General features: G+C 62.0%; 21 protein-coding genes. 10 read left to right on the forward strand and 11 right to left on the reverse strand.

Going from position 1 to position 16114, the window contains the following annotated elements; genetic code table 11:
• Positions 1-2: 2 nt before the first annotated feature.
• From hisD to H620_RS0100905, 9 genes are all read right to left on the reverse strand, one after another.
• Positions 3-1328 (reverse strand): histidinol dehydrogenase, encoded by a 1326-nt coding sequence (hisD, locus tag H620_RS0100865; protein ID WP_023382133.1) that lies wholly within the window; start codon positions 1326-1328, stop codon positions 3-5.
• 126 nt (positions 1329-1454) lie between these two features.
• Positions 1455-2090, reverse strand: coding sequence for an ATP phosphoribosyltransferase (gene hisG / locus H620_RS0100870; protein WP_023382134.1), 636 nt, complete (start codon positions 2088-2090; stop codon positions 1455-1457).
• A gap of 93 nt (positions 2091-2183) precedes the next feature.
• The gene (gene murA / locus H620_RS0100875) at positions 2184-3449 is read right to left on the reverse strand and encodes a UDP-N-acetylglucosamine 1-carboxyvinyltransferase (protein WP_023382135.1); all 1266 of its coding nucleotides are present in this window, start codon (positions 3447-3449) and stop codon (positions 2184-2186) included.
• Between the two features lie 23 nt (positions 3450-3472).
• Positions 3473-3712, reverse strand: coding sequence for a BolA family protein (locus tag H620_RS0100880; protein WP_003255121.1), 240 nt, complete (start codon positions 3710-3712; stop codon positions 3473-3475).
• Between the two features lie 119 nt (positions 3713-3831).
• Positions 3832-4134: an STAS domain-containing protein gene (locus H620_RS0100885; protein ID WP_023382138.1), complete on the reverse strand. Its 303-nt coding sequence runs from the start codon at positions 4132-4134 to the stop codon at positions 3832-3834.
• Complete coding sequence (locus H620_RS0100890) at positions 4131-4778, reverse strand: MlaC/ttg2D family ABC transporter substrate-binding protein (RefSeq protein ID WP_023382139.1); 648 nt, start codon at positions 4776-4778, stop codon at positions 4131-4133. The genes H620_RS0100885 and H620_RS0100890 overlap by 4 nt, the downstream gene beginning before the upstream one ends.
• 9 nt (positions 4779-4787) lie before the next feature.
• Positions 4788-5273, reverse strand: coding sequence for an outer membrane lipid asymmetry maintenance protein MlaD (gene mlaD / locus H620_RS0100895; RefSeq protein WP_027906581.1), 486 nt, complete (start codon positions 5271-5273; stop codon positions 4788-4790).
• Positions 5273-6070, reverse strand: coding sequence for a lipid asymmetry maintenance ABC transporter permease subunit MlaE (mlaE, locus tag H620_RS0100900; protein ID WP_023382141.1), 798 nt, complete (start codon positions 6068-6070; stop codon positions 5273-5275). Before mlaE ends, mlaD begins: the two co-directional genes overlap by 1 nt.
• The gene (locus H620_RS0100905) at positions 6070-6879 is read right to left on the reverse strand and encodes an ATP-binding cassette domain-containing protein (protein WP_012270662.1); all 810 of its coding nucleotides are present in this window, start codon (positions 6877-6879) and stop codon (positions 6070-6072) included. The genes mlaE and H620_RS0100905 overlap by 1 nt, the downstream gene beginning before the upstream one ends.
• A 248-nt stretch (positions 6880-7127) precedes the next feature.
• Here H620_RS0100905 and H620_RS0100910 point away from each other — a divergent pair, with 248 nt between their 5' ends.
• The 10 genes from H620_RS0100910 (at position 7128) to H620_RS0100955 (ending at position 14138) form a co-directional block, all read left to right on the forward strand.
• Positions 7128-8102 carry a KpsF/GutQ family sugar-phosphate isomerase gene (locus H620_RS0100910; protein WP_023382142.1) on the forward strand — a complete coding sequence of 325 codons (975 nt, stop codon included), beginning with the start codon at positions 7128-7130 and terminating at the stop codon, positions 8100-8102.
• Between the two features lie 13 nt (positions 8103-8115).
• Entirely contained in the window at positions 8116-8640 is a 525-nt protein-coding gene (locus tag H620_RS0100915; protein WP_027906582.1) for a KdsC family phosphatase, read from the forward strand.
• Between the two features lie 8 nt (positions 8641-8648).
• Positions 8649-9221 (forward strand): LPS export ABC transporter periplasmic protein LptC, encoded by a 573-nt coding sequence (lptC, locus tag H620_RS0100920; protein ID WP_023382144.1) that lies wholly within the window; start codon positions 8649-8651, stop codon positions 9219-9221.
• Positions 9208-9732, forward strand: coding sequence for a lipopolysaccharide transport periplasmic protein LptA (gene lptA, locus H620_RS0100925; RefSeq protein WP_023382145.1), 525 nt, complete (start codon positions 9208-9210; stop codon positions 9730-9732). The genes lptC and lptA overlap by 14 nt, the downstream gene beginning before the upstream one ends.
• On the forward strand, positions 9733-10458 hold the full coding sequence (gene lptB / locus H620_RS0100930) for an LPS export ABC transporter ATP-binding protein (RefSeq protein WP_003257916.1): 726 nt from the start codon (positions 9733-9735) through the stop codon (positions 10456-10458).
• A gap of 172 nt (positions 10459-10630) precedes the next feature.
• Entirely contained in the window at positions 10631-12124 is a 1494-nt protein-coding gene (locus H620_RS0100935; RefSeq protein WP_023382146.1) for an RNA polymerase factor sigma-54, read from the forward strand.
• Positions 12125-12202: 78 nt separating this feature from the next.
• Positions 12203-12511: a ribosome hibernation-promoting factor, HPF/YfiA family gene (gene hpf / locus H620_RS0100940; RefSeq protein WP_023382147.1), complete on the forward strand. Its 309-nt coding sequence runs from the start codon at positions 12203-12205 to the stop codon at positions 12509-12511.
• Between the two features lie 12 nt (positions 12512-12523).
• Positions 12524-12988 (forward strand): PTS IIA-like nitrogen regulatory protein PtsN, encoded by a 465-nt coding sequence (ptsN, locus tag H620_RS0100945; protein ID WP_023382148.1) that lies wholly within the window; start codon positions 12524-12526, stop codon positions 12986-12988.
• A gap of 2 nt (positions 12989-12990) precedes the next feature.
• Entirely contained in the window at positions 12991-13845 is an 855-nt protein-coding gene (gene rapZ, locus H620_RS0100950) for an RNase adapter RapZ (protein ID WP_023382149.1), read from the forward strand.
• Positions 13846-13865: 20 nt separating this feature from the next.
• The gene (locus H620_RS0100955; protein ID WP_023382150.1) at positions 13866-14138 is read left to right on the forward strand and encodes an HPr family phosphocarrier protein; all 273 of its coding nucleotides are present in this window, start codon (positions 13866-13868) and stop codon (positions 14136-14138) included.
• Positions 14139-14278: 140 nt separating this feature from the next.
• Here H620_RS0100955 and H620_RS0100960 read toward each other — a convergent pair whose 3' ends face one another.
• On the reverse strand, positions 14279-15655 hold the full coding sequence (locus H620_RS0100960; RefSeq protein ID WP_027906583.1) for a class II fumarate hydratase: 1377 nt from the start codon (positions 15653-15655) through the stop codon (positions 14279-14281).
• Complete coding sequence (locus tag H620_RS0100965) at positions 15648-16049, reverse strand: hypothetical protein (protein ID WP_027906584.1); 402 nt, start codon at positions 16047-16049, stop codon at positions 15648-15650. Before H620_RS0100965 ends, H620_RS0100960 begins: the two co-directional genes overlap by 8 nt.
• Between the last annotated feature and the right edge of the window lie 65 nt (positions 16050-16114).

Consider the following 16114-nt stretch of genomic DNA (forward strand, 5'->3'; position numbering starts at 1 on the left):
GCTCAGTTCCCCTTGTCTTGGGTCAGGATACGGTATTCAGCGCTGCGGGCGTGGGCGGTCAGCGACTCGCCACGGGCCAGGACCGAGGCGGTTCGCCCCAGCTCGGATGCGCCCTGCTCGGAGCAGAAGATGATCGACGAACGCTTCTGGAAGTCATAAACGCCCAGCGGCGAGGAAAAGCGGGCGGTGCCGGAGGTGGGCAACACGTGGTTGGGGCCGGCGCAGTAATCGCCCAGCGCTTCGCTGGTGTGACGACCCATGAAGATCGCGCCAGCGTGGCGGATCTGTGGCAGCCATGCCTGGGGGTCGGCGACCGACAGTTCCAGGTGCTCTGGGGCGATGCGGTTGGCCACTTCGATGGCCTGCTGCATGTCGCGCACCTGGACCAAGGCACCGCGGCCATTGATCGACTTCTCGATGATCTCGGCGCGCTCCATGGTCGGCATCAGCTTGTCGATGCTAGCGGCAACACGATCGAGGAAGGCGGCATCCGGGCTGACCAGGATGGCCTGGGCGTCTTCGTCGTGCTCGGCCTGGGAGAACAGGTCCATGGCGATCCAGTCCGGGTCGGTCTGGCCGTCGCACACCACGAGAATCTCCGACGGGCCGGCGATCATGTCGATGCCCACCTGGCCGAACACATGACGCTTGGCGGTGGCCACGTAGATGTTGCCCGGACCGACGATCTTGTCCACCTGCGGCACGCTTTCGGTGCCATAGGCCAGGGCCGCGACCGCCTGGGCCCCCCCGACGGTGAAGACCCGGTCGACACCCGCGATGCACGCGGCTGCCAGGACCAGCTCATTGACCTCGCCACGCGGGGTCGGTACCACCATCACCACCTCGCCCACGCCTGCGACCTTGGCCGGGATGGCGTTCATCAGCACCGAGGATGGATAGGACGCCTTGCCTCCGGGTACATACAGGCCGGCGCGGTCCAGCGGGGTCACTTTCTGGCCAAGCACCGTGCCATCGGCCTCCGTGTACTGCCAGGAGTCCTGTTTCTGCCGTTCATGGTAAAGGCGCACGCGGCTGGCGGCCTTCTCCAGGGCTTCGCGCTGGGCGGGAGTAATGCGGGTCAACGCCAGTTCGAGGCGTTCACGGCCGAGAATCAGGTCGTCGATGCGCTTGGCATCCACACCATCGAAGCGCTGGGTGAACTCCACCAGCGCCGCATCGCCGCGTTCGCGCACGGCCTTGATGATGTCGAGCACACGCTGGTTGACCGCATCATCGGACACGCTTTCCCAGCTCAGCAGATGATCCAGATGTCGGGCGAAATCCGGATCAGCAGCGTTGAGACGGGCAATTGCAGTGGACACGGTCATGGCGAGGGCCTCGATTGTTAGCGAATGCTCAGGCGCCCTAGGCTACCAGTCCATCCGCGCGGGCACCCGAGAAAAATGGCTATGACGCGGATAGACGGGCGCGACAGCGGAGGTCGCGCGCAGAAGTCAGCCGCGGTGTCGCGATTCGACGGCTTGGCGCAGGGTGTCGATCAAGCTCTGGATGCGGGCGTGCTGCATCTTCATGGAGGCTTTGTTGACGACCAGGCGCGAGCTGATCGTGGCGATCAGTTCCTGAGGCTCCAGGCCGTTGGCGCGCAGGGTGTTACCGGTGTCGACCACGTCGATGATCTTGTCGGCCAGGTTGATCAGCGGCGCCAGCTCCATGGAGCCGTACAGCTTGATGATGTCGACCTGACGGCCCTGTTCGGCGTAGTAACGCTTGGCTACGTTGACGAACTTGGTGGCCACACGCAGGCGCCCCTTGGGCTCCGGCGCACCGACGACACCCGCGGTCATCAGCTTGCAGCGGGCAATCTGCAGGTCCAGCGGCTCGTACAGGCCCTGGCCGCCGTACTCCATCAGCACGTCCTTGCCGGCCACGCCCAGGTCGGCGGCGCCATGCTCGACATAGGTCGGCACGTCGGTGGCACGCACGATCAGCAGGCGCACATCGTCCTGCGTGGTGGGAATGATCAGCTTGCGGCTCTTGTCCGGATTCTCGGTCGGCACGATACCGGCCTCGGCCAGCAACGGCAGGGTATCGTCGAGAATACGGCCTTTGGAAAGCGCGATGGTCAGCATTGGAACGTCGGTCCTTAAGCGGCTACTGCCGGCCGGGCGTGTTTCGCCCGACCGCATTCAATTCGAATGGCGCGTCCCTGCGCCAGCGGGCGACTAGCCCGGTACGCGGCGGATTTTCGCGCCGAGCATCTGCAGTTTTTCTTCGATGCACTCGTAACCACGGTCGATGTGGTAGATGCGGTCGATCAGGGTATCGCCTTCGGCGACCAGCGCCGACAGCACCAGGCTGGCCGATGCACGCAGGTCGGTGGCCATGACCGGGGCGCCCTTGAGTACAGGTACGCCGGTGACGATGGCGGTGTTGCCTTCGACCTGGATCTGCGCGCCCATGCGGTGCATTTCGTACACGTGCATGAAGCGGTTCTCGAAGATCGTCTCGATCACGGCGCCGGTGCCCTCGGCAATGGCATTGAGCGAGATGAACTGCGCCTGCATGTCGGTCGGGAACGCTGGGTATGGCGCGGTACGCAGGTTCACGGCTTTCGGCCGCTTGCCGTGCATGTCCAGCTCGATCCAGTCTTCACCGGTGGTGATGTCGGCGCCGGCTTCCTTGAGCTTTTCCAGCACCGCTTCAAGGATGGTCGGATCGGTGTCCTTGACCTTGACGCGACCACCGGTCACGGCAGCAGCGACCAGGTAGGTACCGGTTTCGATACGGTCGGGCATGACGCGGTAGTTGGCCGAACCCAGGCGCTCGACGCCATCGATGGTGATGGTATCGGTACCGGCGCCCTGGATCTTGCCGCCCATGGCATTGATGAAGTTGGCCAGGTCGACCACCTCAGGCTCACGCGCGGCGTTCTGCAGCACGCTGCGGCCCTTGGCCAGGGCAGCGGCCATCATGATGTTTTCGGTACCGGTCACGCTGACGGTATCGAAGAAGAAGTGTGCGCCACGCAGGCCGCCTTCTGGCGCCTTGGCCTTGATATAGCCGCCTTCGACTTCGATTTTCGCGCCCATGGCCTCCAGGCCACGGATGTGCAGGTCCACCGGACGCGAACCGATGGCGCAACCGCCCGGCAGGGCGACTTCGGCCTCACCGAAGCGGGCGACCATCGGGCCAAGCACGAGGATCGACGCCCGCATGGTCTTGACCAGCTCGTAGGGCGCTACCAGGGTCTTGATGGTGCGTGGATCGATCTCGACCGACAGCTTTTCGTCGATCACAGGCTCGATGCCCATGCGACCGAACAGCTCGATCATGGTGGTGATGTCGTGCAGGTGTGGCAGGTTGCCCACGGTCACCGGGCCATCGGCCAGCAGGGTGGCCGACAGAATCGGCAGGGCCGCGTTCTTCGCGCCCGAAATGCGGATCTCGCCGTCGAGACGAGCGCCGCCAGTAATAATCAGTTTGTCCATTGGAATCTCGCCGCCAAGTTGGCTCAGGTGCGCTCAGCCCAGGCTGCGCTGCTGAAAAATTTCATGGTTACCGCATGGATGCTGCCATTGGCGATCCAGGGATTCAGGTGAGCATAGATCGCCTGCTGACGCTTGACCGGGCTCAGGCCAGCCAACTCATCGCTGATCACGTTCAACTGGAAGTTGCAGCCTTCGCCTTCAACTTCGACCCGGGATCCCGGCAATTTCTCTTCAAGGAAGCTTTTAACTTCTACGGCCTGCATGCTCAACCTCAATCGGCGCCCGATGCGCGCGGGTCGGCCATCATACAAAAAAGCCCCTCGCCTGCGAAGCCCATAAAGGGCATGTGCTGACCGAGGGGCCCACCTTCACCGACGAGCGTTCAGCTCGCCAGCACCTCATCCAGATCGTAGACGCCGGCAATTTCGCGCATGTCGTCGGGCATGCCGCGCACTTCCCAGCGTTTGCCGCCGGCCTGGGCATCGCGCATGAAGCCCAGCAGCAGCGACAGACCGACACTGGAAGACTTGCTGACCGCCGTGCAATCCAACACCACGTGCGTTTCGCGACATGCCGCGATCAGCGCCTGGCCCTGCTTGCGCAAAGCCGGGCCGCTGCGGTAATCCAGCACCCCAGCCAGGCGCAGAACGCCAGGCTCGGCCATGCTCACGCCGGTCTCGCTCATTTCACTTCCTTGTCAGGAGAGTTGTCGGCGGCCTCCTTGGCCTTGGCCACTTCACCGGCCCAGCCATTGATGGTCTTGTCCAGGTCGTTGCCGTTGCGCTGCATGGCGTCGGCGAACTGGTCGCGGAACAGCTTGCCGATGTTGATGCCGTTGACGATGACGTTACGTACTTTCCACTCGCCGCCAAGGTTCTCCAGGGTGTACTGCACGGGGTACACGGCACCGTTGTTGCCGGTGACCTTCATGCCGACGCTGGCGCGCTTGCCATCATCAGGCTTGGCCGGGTCGACGGTGATGCCTTGGTTGTTGTACTCAAGCAGTGCATTGCCATAGAACTGCATCAGGCTGCGCTTGAAGTTCTCCTGGAAGCGCTGCATTTGCTCCGGCGTGGCCTTGCGCGAATACTTGACGGTCATGATGCTTTTGGAGATGCCGTCAGCGTCCACCACCGGGCCCAGGATGCGGTTGAGCGCATCGTAGAAGGCATTCGGGTTGGTCTTGTACTGTTCTTTGTTGGCCTTGAGGTCGCTCAATAGCTCGGTGGTAGTGCCTTGAACCACGTCACGCGGCGACTGCGCAGCGAAGGTCAGCAGGGGGAAGGCCGCCAGCAGGACCAGCAGGCCACGTCGCAGAATCGAAATCATGGAAACTCCTTAATTAGCCGGTTGCGCTTCTTTCGGTTCCTTGCCAACGGAGTTGAGCAGGAACTTGCCAATCAGATCTTCGAGCACCAGTGCGGACTGGGTGTCATGGATGGTGGCGCCATCCTTGAGCACGTCTTCCTCACCGCCCACGCTGATGCCGATGTACTTCTCGCCAAGCAGACCAGCGGTCAGGATCGACGCAGTGGAGTCGACAGGCAGGTTGTCGACATTCTTGTCCAGCTGCAGCGTCACCCGACCGGTGTAGGAATCACGGTCCAGGTCGATGGCGGTGACCTTGCCGATGGTTACCCCGGCCATGGTCACCTTAGCTCTGACACTCAAACCGGCGATATTGTCGAAGTAGGCATAAACTTTATAGGTATCGCTGCTCGGGCTGGCCGACAACCCGCTGACACGCAGGGCCAGCAGCAGCAGCGCCAGGATCCCGGCCAGAAGGAACAGGCCGACACCGATTTCCAGGGTGCGGTTTTGCATCAGAAATCTCCAAACATCAAGGCGGTCAGAATAAAGTCCAGACCCAGGACAGCCAGCGAGGCATAGACCACGGTCTTGGTGGTGGCACGGCTGATCCCTTCTGAGGTGGGCTCACAGTCGTACCCCTGGAATACGGCGATCCAGGTGACGACGAAGGCGAACACCAGGCTCTTGATCAGCCCGTTGAGCACGTCGTCGGTAAAGGAAACACTGTTCTGCATGTTGGCCCAGAACGAGCCCTCGTAGACACCCAGCCAGTCGACGGCGACCCAGGACCCACCCCAGATACCGACCACGCTGAAGATCAACGCCAGCATCGGCAACGAGATGAAGCCGGCCCACAGGCGCGGCGCGACGATGTACTTGAGCGGGTCGACACCGATCATTTCCAGGCTCGACAGTTGCTCGGTGGACTTCATGTTGCCGATTTCGGCGGTCAGCGCCGAGCCTGCGCGACCGGCGAACAGCAGCGCAGTCACCACCGGGCCGAGCTCACGCAGCAAGGTCAGCGCGACCATCTGCCCCACCGCCTGCTCGGAACCGTACTTGGTCAGGATGCTGTAGCCCTGCAGCGCCAGCACCATGCCGATGAACACACCGGAAACGACGATGATCGCCAGCGACAGCACGCCGACCGAATACAACTGCTTGGTCAGCAGCTGGAAGCCGCCACCGATACCCCCACGCCCTACCAGTGCGTGGAACAGGAACAGGCAGGAACGCCCCAGCACCGCCAGCACGTCGATCGCCGAGCGACCGAACAGACGGATACGTTCGAGTAAGGATTTTCTGCGCATCAACGCGCCCCCAGCAGATCGGCGCGGTAGTCAGGCGCGGGAAAGTGGAATGGCACCGGACCGTCCGGGTCACCCTTCATGAACTGGCGGATGCGTGGATTGTCGGAGCCCATCAGTTCGTCCGGAGTGCCCTGCCCCAGTACCTGCCCATCACCGACCACATAGATGTAGTCAGCGATGCTGGCGGTTTCGGCCAGATCGTGGGAAACGACGATGCTGGTGATACCCAGCGCATCGTTGAGCAGGCGGATCAGCCGCACCAATACGCCCATGGCGATTGGGTCCTGGCCGACGAAGGGCTCGTCGTACATCAGGATCTGCGGATCCAGCGCAATCGCGCGGGCCAGCGCCACGCGGCGCTTCATGCCACCCGACAGTTCGTCCGGCATCAGGTCGATGGCGCCGCGCAGGCCGACGGCCTGAAGCTTCATCAACACGATGTCACGAATCATTTCGTCGGACAGCTGGGTATGCACACGCAGCGGGAATGCGACATTCTCGAACACGTCGAGGTCGGTGAACAAGGCGCCGCTCTGGAACAGCACCCCCATTTGCTTGCGCGCATCGAACAGGTCGCTTCGGGACAGCGTAGGCAGGTTCTGCCCGGCCACCCAGACTTCTCCACTGGAAGGACGCAACTGCGCGCCCATCAGGCGCAGCAATGTGGTCTTGCCGCAACCCGATGGCCCCATGATGCCGGTGACCTTGCCGCGCGGAATGCGTATGTCGACATTGCTGAAAATGCTGCGCGAACCGCGCTTGAAGGTGACGCCCTTCAACTCGACCGCGTAGGCGCTATCCACACTCATCTAGACTCCTTGCTAGTGCAACCTCGTCCTAATGGACGCCGGCCCCCTTCTTGAAGGCACAAGCGCCCCTGGCGGGCCGAATAGCGGGAAACTATATCACCGCTGACAGGGCTGCCCCAAGGCCATGCCTTGACTCGTTCAGCCCAGGGACAGACTTTCATGACATTCGATAGGACGATGGAAAGGATGAGGGTTTCTTCCATTGCGGCTATAATCGCCGCCTTTTCATCAGGCATTGCTTTCCGAACATGAGCCAATCCAGCGAGCTGATCCAATCCGCCCAGCGCACCCTGCGCCTTGAACTCGAAGCCGTCCAGAGCCTGATGGCCCGCATCGACGCCAATTTCGTCAAGGCTTGCGAACTGATCCTGGCGAGCAAGGGCCGGGTCGTCGTGGTCGGCATGGGCAAGTCGGGGCACATCGGCAACAAGATCGCCGCCACCTTGGCCAGCACCGGCACGCCGGCATTTTTCGTGCACCCTGCCGAAGCCAGCCATGGCGACATGGGCATGATCACCCGCGACGATGTCATTCTCGCCCTGTCCAACTCCGGCAGCACCGCCGAAATCATTACCCTGCTGCCGTTGATCAAGCGCCTGGGCATCCAGATGATCAGCCTCACCGGTAACCCGGACTCGCCCCTGGCGCAGGCCGCCGAGGTCAACCTCGACGCCAGCGTCGCCCAGGAAGCCTGCCCGCTGAACCTGGCGCCCACATCCTCGACCACCGCCGCACTGGTGCTGGGCGATGCCTTGGCCATCGCGCTGCTCGAAGCCCGCGGTTTCACCGCCGAGGATTTCGCCTTCTCGCACCCCGGTGGCGCCTTGGGCCGTCGCCTGCTGCTGAAAGTCGAGAACGTGATGCACTCGGGCGATGACCTGCCGAAGGTCCAGCGTGGCACCCTGCTCAAGGACGCGCTGCTGGAAATGTCGCGCAAAGGCCTGGGCATGACCGTGATCCTCGAGCCGGATGGCAAGCTGGCCGGGATCTTCACCGACGGCGACCTGCGCCGCAGCCTGGATCGCAACATCGACGTGCACACCACCCTGATCGACCAGGTGATGACCGTGCATGGCAAGACCGCTCGCGCCGAAATGCTGGCCGCCGAAGCCCTGAAAATCATGGAAGACCACAAGATCAGTGCACTGGTGGTAGTCGACCAGAACGACCGCCCGACCGGCGCCCTGAACATGCACGACCTGCTGCGCGCCGGGGTCATGTAAGGAGAGCATGGACATGAACCAAGACCTCACGCAACGCGGCAAGGCCATCAAGCTGGCCGTCTTCGACGTCGACGGCGTCCTCACCGACGGCCGCCTGTACTTCCTCGAAGACGGCAGTGAGTTCAAGACCTTCAACACCCTCGATGGCCAGGGCATCAAGATGCTCATGGCCACGGGCGTGACCACGGCCATCATCAGCGGACGCAAGACGCCAGTGGTCGAGCGTCGGGCCAGGAACCTGGGCATCCCGCACCTGTACCAAGGCCGGGAAGACAAACTGGTGGTGCTCGACGGCCTGCTCGCCGAACTGGGCCTAAGCTATGAACAGGTCGCCTACCTGGGCGACGACCTGCCCGACCTCCCCGTGATTCGCCGGGTGGGCCTGGGCATGGCGGTGGCCAGCGCCGCACCGTTCGTTCGCCAGCACGCCCATGGCGTGACCCAGGCACGCGGCGGCGAAGGCGCCGCCCGCGAGTTCTGTGAACTGATCATGCAGGCCCAGGGCACCCTGGACGCTGCCAACGCAAATTACCTGTAGAGCCGCCCATGTTCAGCAAGAAAGCCCGCACCATCGCGCTGCTCGCGGTCATTGCCGCCCTGCTGGTGGCAATCGGCTACTGGAACGTCAGCCCGGAGAGTTTCCTCGACAAGCCTGCGGCCCAGGTGGACGAGAGCGCGATCGACTACTATGCGATCAATGCCCATAGCCTGCAGTTTCTGCCCGACGGCAAGCTGCAGTACGAAATGACCGCCGACAAGGTCGAGCACCTGACCGCCAGCGAAGTCACCCTGGTGACCAAGCCTGACCTGCACCTGTACCGCGGCACCGAGTTCCCCTGGCACGTGCAGAGCGCGCGCGCCGAGGTCAACCCGGATGGCACCGAGGTCGAACTGATCGACCAGGTTCGCGTTGCCCGTACCGACGAGAAGCAGCGCGAAACCATCATTACCAGCTCACGCATGACCGTGTTCCCGCAGAAGCAATATGCGCAGACCGAGCAAGCCGTTAGAATCGACGGCGCCGGTGGCACAACTACGGGCAAAGGAATGAAAGCGTATTTGAAAGAAGGCAGGATGGACCTGCTCTCTAACGTAAGAGGACAGTATGAGGCTCGTTAAAACCCTCCCCCTTTTGCTCAGCCTGAGCGCAGCACTGGGAAGCGCGAGCGCCTTCGCCCTGCCGAACGACCGTGACCAGCCGATCCGCATCCAGGCCGACAACGCTCACCTGGACGACAAGCAAGGCGTGGCGACCTACACCGGCGATGTGATCATCACCCAAGGTTCGATGATGATCAAAGGCAACACCGTGACCATCACTCGCGCCCAGTCGGGCGACATCGACGTGGTGACTTCGGTTGGCAACCTGGCCTACTTCGAGCAGCAGCAGAGCGCCGCCAAGCCCGACAAGATGAAAGGCTGGGCCGTGACCATTCAGTACCAGGCGCAGAAAGACATGGTGATCCTCACCGACCGCGCCAAGGTCGAGAACGAAGGCAACACCACCGAAGGCGAGAAGATCGTCTACAACACCAAGACCCAGGTTGCGACCGCGGGCCGAGGTGGCAACGTGACTGCACCGCGTCAGCGTATCGACATGGTGATCCAGCCGAAGAAGAAGGCCGAGTAAATGGCAACCCTCAAAGCCCAGCACCTGGCCAAGAGCTACAAGGGGCGGCAAGTCGTACGCGACGTCAGCCTGTCGATCGACAGCGGCCAGATCGTCGGTCTGCTCGGCCCCAACGGCGCCGGCAAGACCACGTGCTTCTACATGATCGTAGGCCTGGTCCAGGCCGACCAGGGCCGCGTGCTCATCGACAACCTCGATGTCAGCCACCAGCCGATGCACGGTCGCGCCCGCGCCGGTATCGGTTACCTGCCCCAGGAGGCCTCGATCTTCCGCAAGCTGTCGGTGGCCGACAACATCATGGCGATTCTCGAGACCCGCAAGGACCTGGACCGCGATGGCCGTCGCAAGGAGCTGGAAAGCCTGCTGCAGGAATTCCACATCAGCCACATCCGCGACAACCTCGGCATGAGCCTGTCCGGCGGCGAGCGTCGCCGCGTGGAAATCGCCCGGGCCCTGGCGACCGCGCCGAAGTTCATCCTGCTGGACGAACCTTTCGCCGGTGTCGACCCGATTTCCGTAGGCGACATCAAGCAGATCATCCACCACCTCAAGGCCAAGGGCATCGGTGTACTGATCACCGACCACAACGTCCGCGAGACCCTGGACATCTGCGAAACCGCGTACATCGTCAACGATGGTCGACTGATCGCCGAGGGCGATGCCGAGACCATCCTGGCCAACGATCTGGTCAAGGAAGTTTACCTGGGTCACGAGTTCCGACTCTGACCCCGGCGCGCCTGGAGCACTGGCAATCCCGCCTCATCGAGGCTTAAGTTGTTACAGCGCTCTAGGCAAACGCTACAATTTAAGGCATAAAACTTGCTTGATTTGGCGCTCCGGCGCCCTCGTGTAGTGGATGGCGCATGCGCGCCGGCGAACAAGGTATTTAGCCCCAGCCATGAAACCATCGCTCGTCCTAAAAATGGGCCAGCAACTGACGATGACACCGCAGTTGCAACAGGCCATCCGCCTGCTTCAGCTCTCTACCCTGGACCTCCAGCAGGAAATCCAGGAAGCGCTGGAGTCCAATCCGATGCTCGAACGTCAGGAAGACGGCGACGACTTCGACAACAGCGACCCGATGGCGGACAACGCCGAGAACAAACCGGTCGCCGAAGTTCAGGACAACAGTTTCCAGGAAAGCGCACCAAGCGCCGAGAACCTGGAAGACGGTGAGTGGAACGAGCGCATTCCCAACGAGCTTCCCGTCGACACCGCGTGGGAAGATATCTACCAGACCAGTGCCAGCAGCCTGCCCAGCAACGATGATGACGAGTGGGACTTCACCACCCGCACCTCCGCGGGCGAGAGCCTGCAGAGCCACCTGCTGTGGCAACTGAACCTGGCGCCGATGTCCGACACCGACCGCCTGATCGCCGTGACCCTGATCGACAGCATCAACGACCAGGGCTACCTCGAGGATACCCTCGAAGAAATCTGCGAGGGCTTCGACCCAGAGCTGGACATCGAGCTGGACGAGGTCGAAGCCGTCCTGCACCGCATCCAGCAATTCGAGCCTGCCGGGGTGGGCGCTCGCAATCTTGGCGAGTGCCTGCTGCTGCAACTGCGCCAACTGCCCGCCAGCACACCGTGGATGAGCGAAGCCAAGCGCCTGGTGGTCGATTTCATCGACCTGCTCGGCAGCCGCGACTACAGCCAGCTGATGCGCCGCATGAAGCTCAAGGAAGACGAACTGCGCCAGGTCATCGAACTGGTACAGAGCCTCAACCCACGACCGGGCTCGCAGATCGAATCCAGTGAGCCGGAGTATGTGGTCCCCGACGTGATCGTGCGCAAGGACAACGACCGCTGGCTGGTCGAGCTGAACCAGGAGGCGATCCCACGGCTGCGGGTCAATCCGCAGTATGCCGGTTTCGTCCGCCGTGCCGACACCAGCGCCGACAACACCTTCATGCGCAATCAGCTGCAAGAGGCGCGCTGGTTCATCAAGAGCCTGCAAAGCCGCAATGAGACCCTGATGAAGGTCGCCACCCAGATCGTCGAACACCAGCGCGGTTTCCTCGACCACGGCGACGAAGCGATGAAGCCGTTGGTCCTGCACGACATCGCCGAAGCGGTGGGCATGCACGAGTCGACCATTTCCCGGGTAACCACCCAGAAATACATGCACACGCCGCGCGGCATCTACGAACTGAAATACTTTTTCTCCAGCCATGTGAGCACCTCCGAAGGCGGAGAATGCTCGTCTACGGCGATCCGCGCGATCATCAAGAAACTGGTTGCGGCGGAAAATCAGAAAAAGCCATTGAGTGACAGCAAGATCGCTGGTTTACTGGAGGCACAAGGCATTCAGGTAGCCCGTCGCACCGTCGCCAAGTACCGCGAGTCCCTCGGCATCGCGCCGTCGAGCGAGCGCAAGCGACTGATGTAGCCCCTGAATGTGCCACAGCGTTTGCGGGGCAGGTGCAATACCTGCCTCTTTATGCACGGGCAACAAAGGAGAAGCTGTATGCAAGTCAACATCAGTGGACACCATGTAGAAGTCACCTCCCCTCTGCGCGAATACGTAGAGCAAAAGCTTAAGCGCGTGGAGGGTCACTTCGACAAGATCACCAACGTGCAGGTCATCCTGAAAGTCGAGAAGCTGCAACAGAAGGTCGAAGCGACCCTGCAGATTCCTGGTGGCGAAGTGGTCGCAAACGCGGAACACGAAGACATGTATGCAGCGATCGACGCCATGGCCGACAAGCTCGACCGCCAACTGAAAAAACACAAGGAAAAACAGCAAAGCCTGCTGCAAGGTGCAGCCGCCCGCTGATCCCCCTCATCCATGATCCGACTTGAAACCATCCTGACCCCCGGCCGTTCCCTCGTGAACGTGCCGGGAGGCAGTAAAAAGCGCGCCCTCGAGAAGGTCGCCACACTGATTGCCGAACAAGTTCCAGAACTGGAGATGCAAGACGTCTTCGAAAAACTGGTCGGTCGTGAAAAGCTCGGCTCGACCGGTTTCGGCAACGGTATTGCCATCCCCCACTGCCGACTCGAAGGCTGCACGGCACCTGTCAGCGCACTGCTGCATCTGGATGCCCCTATCGACTACGACGCCATTGATGGCGCACCGGTAGACCTGCTGTTCGTCCTGCTGGTCCCCGAAGCGGCCACCGATGCCCACCTTGAACTGCTGCGCCAGATCGCCAGCATGCTCGATCGCAAGGAGGTCCGCGATCGCCTGCGTGCCGCCGACAGCAGCGAGGCCCTGTTCCAGGTAGTCCTGGACGTACAGAACGAGCACTGAACATGCGCCTGATCATCGTCAGCGGCCGCTCCGGTTCGGGCAAGAGTACCGCCCTTGATGTGCTGGAAGACAACGGCTACTACTGCATCGACAACCTCCCCGCCGGGCTGCTGCCGCAGTTGGCGGAGAACGCGCTGATCAACACCGAGTTGCAGCAGCCCAAGGTTGCTGTCTCCATCGATGCCCGCAACCTGCCCAGCCACCTGACGCGGTTTCCCGAGTTGCTCGAAGAAGCTCGTGGCAGGCACATCCAGTGCGATGTCCTGTTTCTGGACGCTGATGAAGAAACGCTGCTCAAACGCTTCTCGGAGACCCGGCGACGCCATCCGCTGACCAATGCCAACCGTTCGCTGGCCGAGGCGATCCGTGTCGAAAGCGAGCTGCTAGGGCCGATTTCCGACCTGGCCGACCTCAAGATCGACACCACCAACCTCAACCTGTACCAACTACGCGACTCGATCAAGCTGCGCCTGCTCAACCAGCCTGAACCTGGAACGGCATTCCTGGTCGAATCGTTCGGTTTCAAGCGCGGCATGCCGGTCGACGCCGACCTGGTGTTCGATGTGCGCTGCCTGCCTAATCCTTACTGGAAGCCAGAGCTGCGCGAACATTCCGGCCTCGATCAACCGGTTATCGACTACCTGGCTGCCCAGCCGGATGTCGAAGAGATGTTCAACGATATCTCCAGCTACCTGCTCAAGTGGTTACCCCGCTTCGCCGCCAGCAACCGCGCCTACGTCACCATTGCCATTGGTTGCACCGGTGGCCACCACCGCTCTGTGTACCTGACCGAACGTCTCGGCCAGTTGCTCCAGCAATCTTTGAAAAACGTCCAGGTCCGCCACCGCGACCTATAGCCCACAGGATCCGCACCACGATGCCCGCCCGCGAAATAACCATCATCAACAAGCTGGGTCTGCATGCCCGGGCGGCAGCCAAGTTCGTCGGCGTGGCCGGTCGATTCCCCTGCCAGGTCAGGGTCGGCCGAGCTCCGGACAAGATGGTGGACGGCAAGAGCATCATGGCCGTGATGATGCTGGCGGCGGGCAAAGGCACCCAGGTGCATCTGCTCACCGAGGGCGAGCAGGATGATGAAGCCATGGAAGCGCTGGTAGCGCTGATCAACAACTATTTCGACGAAGGCGAGTAATCGCCGGGGCTCGACACAGTGTCTCCGCGTTGTGAGATCGAGCGCCTGCGCGACGCCTCGCGAGCAAAGCTCGCTCCTACCCCGATCGCGAGGGTCTGTAGGAGCGAGCCTTGCTCGCTATACGCCGCACAGGCGCAAGATCAGATACCACCGGCAGTCAGTTTTTCAGGATCCAGCAGCGCTTCGAGCTGATCACGCGACAAGTCGGTGTGCTCCAGCGCCACGTCGATGATCGGGCGACCCTGCTTGTACGCGGTCTTGGCGATCTCGGCGGCCTTGAGGTAGCCAATGATCGGGTTCAGTGCGGTCACCAGGATCGGATTGCGCGCCAAGGCCTCCTTGAGCTTGCCTTCATTGACCTTGAAGCTGGCAATGGCCTTGTCGGCCAGCAGGCGGCTGGCATTGGCCATCAGCTCGATGCTCTCCAGCAGGTTGCGGGCAATCACCGGCAACATGACGTTCAGCTCGAAGTTGCCCGACTGACCGGCCACGGCGATGGTCGCGTCGTTGCCGATCACCTGCGCGGCAACCATGGCGGTGGCTTCTGGAATCACCGGGTTGACCTTGCCCGGCATGATCGACGACCCAGGCTGCAGCGCTTGCAGCTCGATCTCCCCCAGACCGGCCAACGGTCCGGAGTTCATCCAGCGCAGGTCATTGGCGATTTTCATCAACGCAACGGCGGTGGTCTTGAGCTGGCCTGAAAGCGCTACTGCGGTGTCCTGCGAGCCGATCAGCGCGAACAGGTTCTGCCCAGGCGTGAACGGAACCTGGCTCAGGTCACTCAAGTGGTGGGCGAAGCAGGCCGCGAACCGTGGGTGGGCGTTGATTCCGGTACCGACGGCCGTGCCCCCCTGGGCCAGGGCCTGCAAGCTGGGCAACGTCGCCTCGATATGGCCCCGCGCGCCGCTGATCTGAGCCGCCCAGCCATCGAGCACCTGGCTCATGCGCACCGGCATGGCATCCATAAGGTGGGTACGACCGGTCTTGACGAACTGATGGACTTGCAGCGACTTCGCTTCGATCACCTGCACCAAATGGTCCAGCGCAGGCAGCAGTTGGCCATGCAAGGCCAAGGCGGCACTGACATGGAGGGTGGTCGGGATGATGTCGTTGCTGCTCTGGCCGCAATTGACGTGATCGTTGGCATTGACCGGCGCTCCGAGCACACGGCTGGCCAAGGTGGCGATCACCTCGTTGGCGTTCATATTGGAGCTGGTACCCGAGCCGGTCTGGTAGACATCTACCGGGAAGTGCTGGATGAAGTCACCGGCCAACAACTGCTCGACTGCCGTGACGATGGCCTGGCCCTGCGCGACGCTCAGTTGCTCGAGCTCGATATTGGCCTTGGCCGCCGCAGCCTTTGCCAGCAGCAATGCACGGATGAACTGGGCGGGCATGCGCTGACCGCTGATCGGGAAATTGTCGACCGCGCGTTGGGTCTGGGCACCGTACAGGGCCTGGGCCGGCACCTGGAGTTCGCCCATGCTGTCACGCTCGATACGGGTATCACTCATCTTCAAATCCTTGCATCAGTTCATCGGGAGAAATCGAAGGCAGCAGCACGCAGTTCGCCAATTGCAGGGCGTAGGGCTGCCAGCGTTGGTTCTGTTCGCGGCGATCGAGGTTGCGCAGGTCCAACAGCGGGCGCCAGGCCTGGTCCAGGCACAGGCAGCGCCAATGCCAGGGCAGCATGCGATCACAGGCGGTATCCCGCAGGAGACGGAAGGAGGTCAGCGCCACCGTCCAGGCCGACGTTTCGGTACAGCACACCAGATAACGGCCTTCGGCCAGGTAGTGCTCTATCAGGCGCGGCTCGTCGGGTTCGAGGGCGCAACGGATGCGTCGGCTGAGCCAACGCCAGTTTTCCAGGTAGGGCAGTTCGCGCAGGACGGGTTTCATGAACATCATCGCCGAGTTACTGGATAATGATATTCATTATTAATTGATAGACAATGTCACTTCAAGCAGGGAAT

Origin of the sequence: Pseudomonas taiwanensis DSM 21245, from assembly GCF_000425785.1 — a bacterium.
In the GTDB taxonomy this organism is placed as follows: Bacteria; Pseudomonadota; Gammaproteobacteria; order Pseudomonadales; family Pseudomonadaceae; genus Aquipseudomonas; species Aquipseudomonas taiwanensis.

Bases quoted from the DNA above. Each gene is read 5' to 3' on its own strand.
- H620_RS0100910 (WP_023382142.1), top strand. From the start codon at position 7,128: ATGAGCCAATCCAGCGAGCTGATCCAATCCGCCCAGCGCACCCTGCGC.
- H620_RS0100880 (WP_003255121.1), bottom strand. From the start codon at position 3,712: ATGCAGGCCGTAGAAGTTAAAAGCTTCCTTGAAGAGAAATTGCCGGGA.
- hisD (WP_023382133.1), bottom strand. From the start codon at position 1,328: ATGACCGTGTCCACTGCAATTGCCCGTCTCAACGCTGCTGATCCGGAT.
- lptC (WP_023382144.1), top strand. From the start codon at position 8,649: ATGTTCAGCAAGAAAGCCCGCACCATCGCGCTGCTCGCGGTCATTGCC.
- H620_RS0100960 (WP_027906583.1), bottom strand. From the start codon at position 15,655: ATGAGTGATACCCGTATCGAGCGTGACAGCATGGGCGAACTCCAGGTG.
- rapZ (WP_023382149.1), top strand. From the start codon at position 12,991: ATGCGCCTGATCATCGTCAGCGGCCGCTCCGGTTCGGGCAAGAGTACC.
- lptA (WP_023382145.1), top strand. From the start codon at position 9,208: ATGAGGCTCGTTAAAACCCTCCCCCTTTTGCTCAGCCTGAGCGCAGCA.
- hisG (WP_023382134.1), bottom strand. From the start codon at position 2,090: ATGCTGACCATCGCGCTTTCCAAAGGCCGTATTCTCGACGATACCCTG.
- murA (WP_023382135.1), bottom strand. From the start codon at position 3,449: ATGGACAAACTGATTATTACTGGCGGCGCTCGTCTCGACGGCGAGATC.
- mlaD (WP_027906581.1), bottom strand. From the start codon at position 5,273: ATGCAAAACCGCACCCTGGAAATCGGTGTCGGCCTGTTCCTTCTGGCC.
- H620_RS0100885 (WP_023382138.1), bottom strand. From the start codon at position 4,134: ATGAGCGAGACCGGCGTGAGCATGGCCGAGCCTGGCGTTCTGCGCCTG.
- H620_RS0100935 (WP_023382146.1), top strand. From the start codon at position 10,631: ATGAAACCATCGCTCGTCCTAAAAATGGGCCAGCAACTGACGATGACA.
- H620_RS0100905 (WP_012270662.1), bottom strand. From the start codon at position 6,879: ATGAGTGTGGATAGCGCCTACGCGGTCGAGTTGAAGGGCGTCACCTTC.
- ptsN (WP_023382148.1), top strand. From the start codon at position 12,524: ATGATCCGACTTGAAACCATCCTGACCCCCGGCCGTTCCCTCGTGAAC.
- H620_RS0100955 (WP_023382150.1), top strand. From the start codon at position 13,866: ATGCCCGCCCGCGAAATAACCATCATCAACAAGCTGGGTCTGCATGCC.
- H620_RS0100915 (WP_027906582.1), top strand. From the start codon at position 8,116: ATGAACCAAGACCTCACGCAACGCGGCAAGGCCATCAAGCTGGCCGTC.
- mlaE (WP_023382141.1), bottom strand. From the start codon at position 6,070: ATGCGCAGAAAATCCTTACTCGAACGTATCCGTCTGTTCGGTCGCTCG.
- lptB (WP_003257916.1), top strand. From the start codon at position 9,733: ATGGCAACCCTCAAAGCCCAGCACCTGGCCAAGAGCTACAAGGGGCGG.
- H620_RS0100965 (WP_027906584.1), bottom strand. From the start codon at position 16,049: ATGATGTTCATGAAACCCGTCCTGCGCGAACTGCCCTACCTGGAAAAC.
- H620_RS0100890 (WP_023382139.1), bottom strand. From the start codon at position 4,778: ATGATTTCGATTCTGCGACGTGGCCTGCTGGTCCTGCTGGCGGCCTTC.
- hpf (WP_023382147.1), top strand. From the start codon at position 12,203: ATGCAAGTCAACATCAGTGGACACCATGTAGAAGTCACCTCCCCTCTG.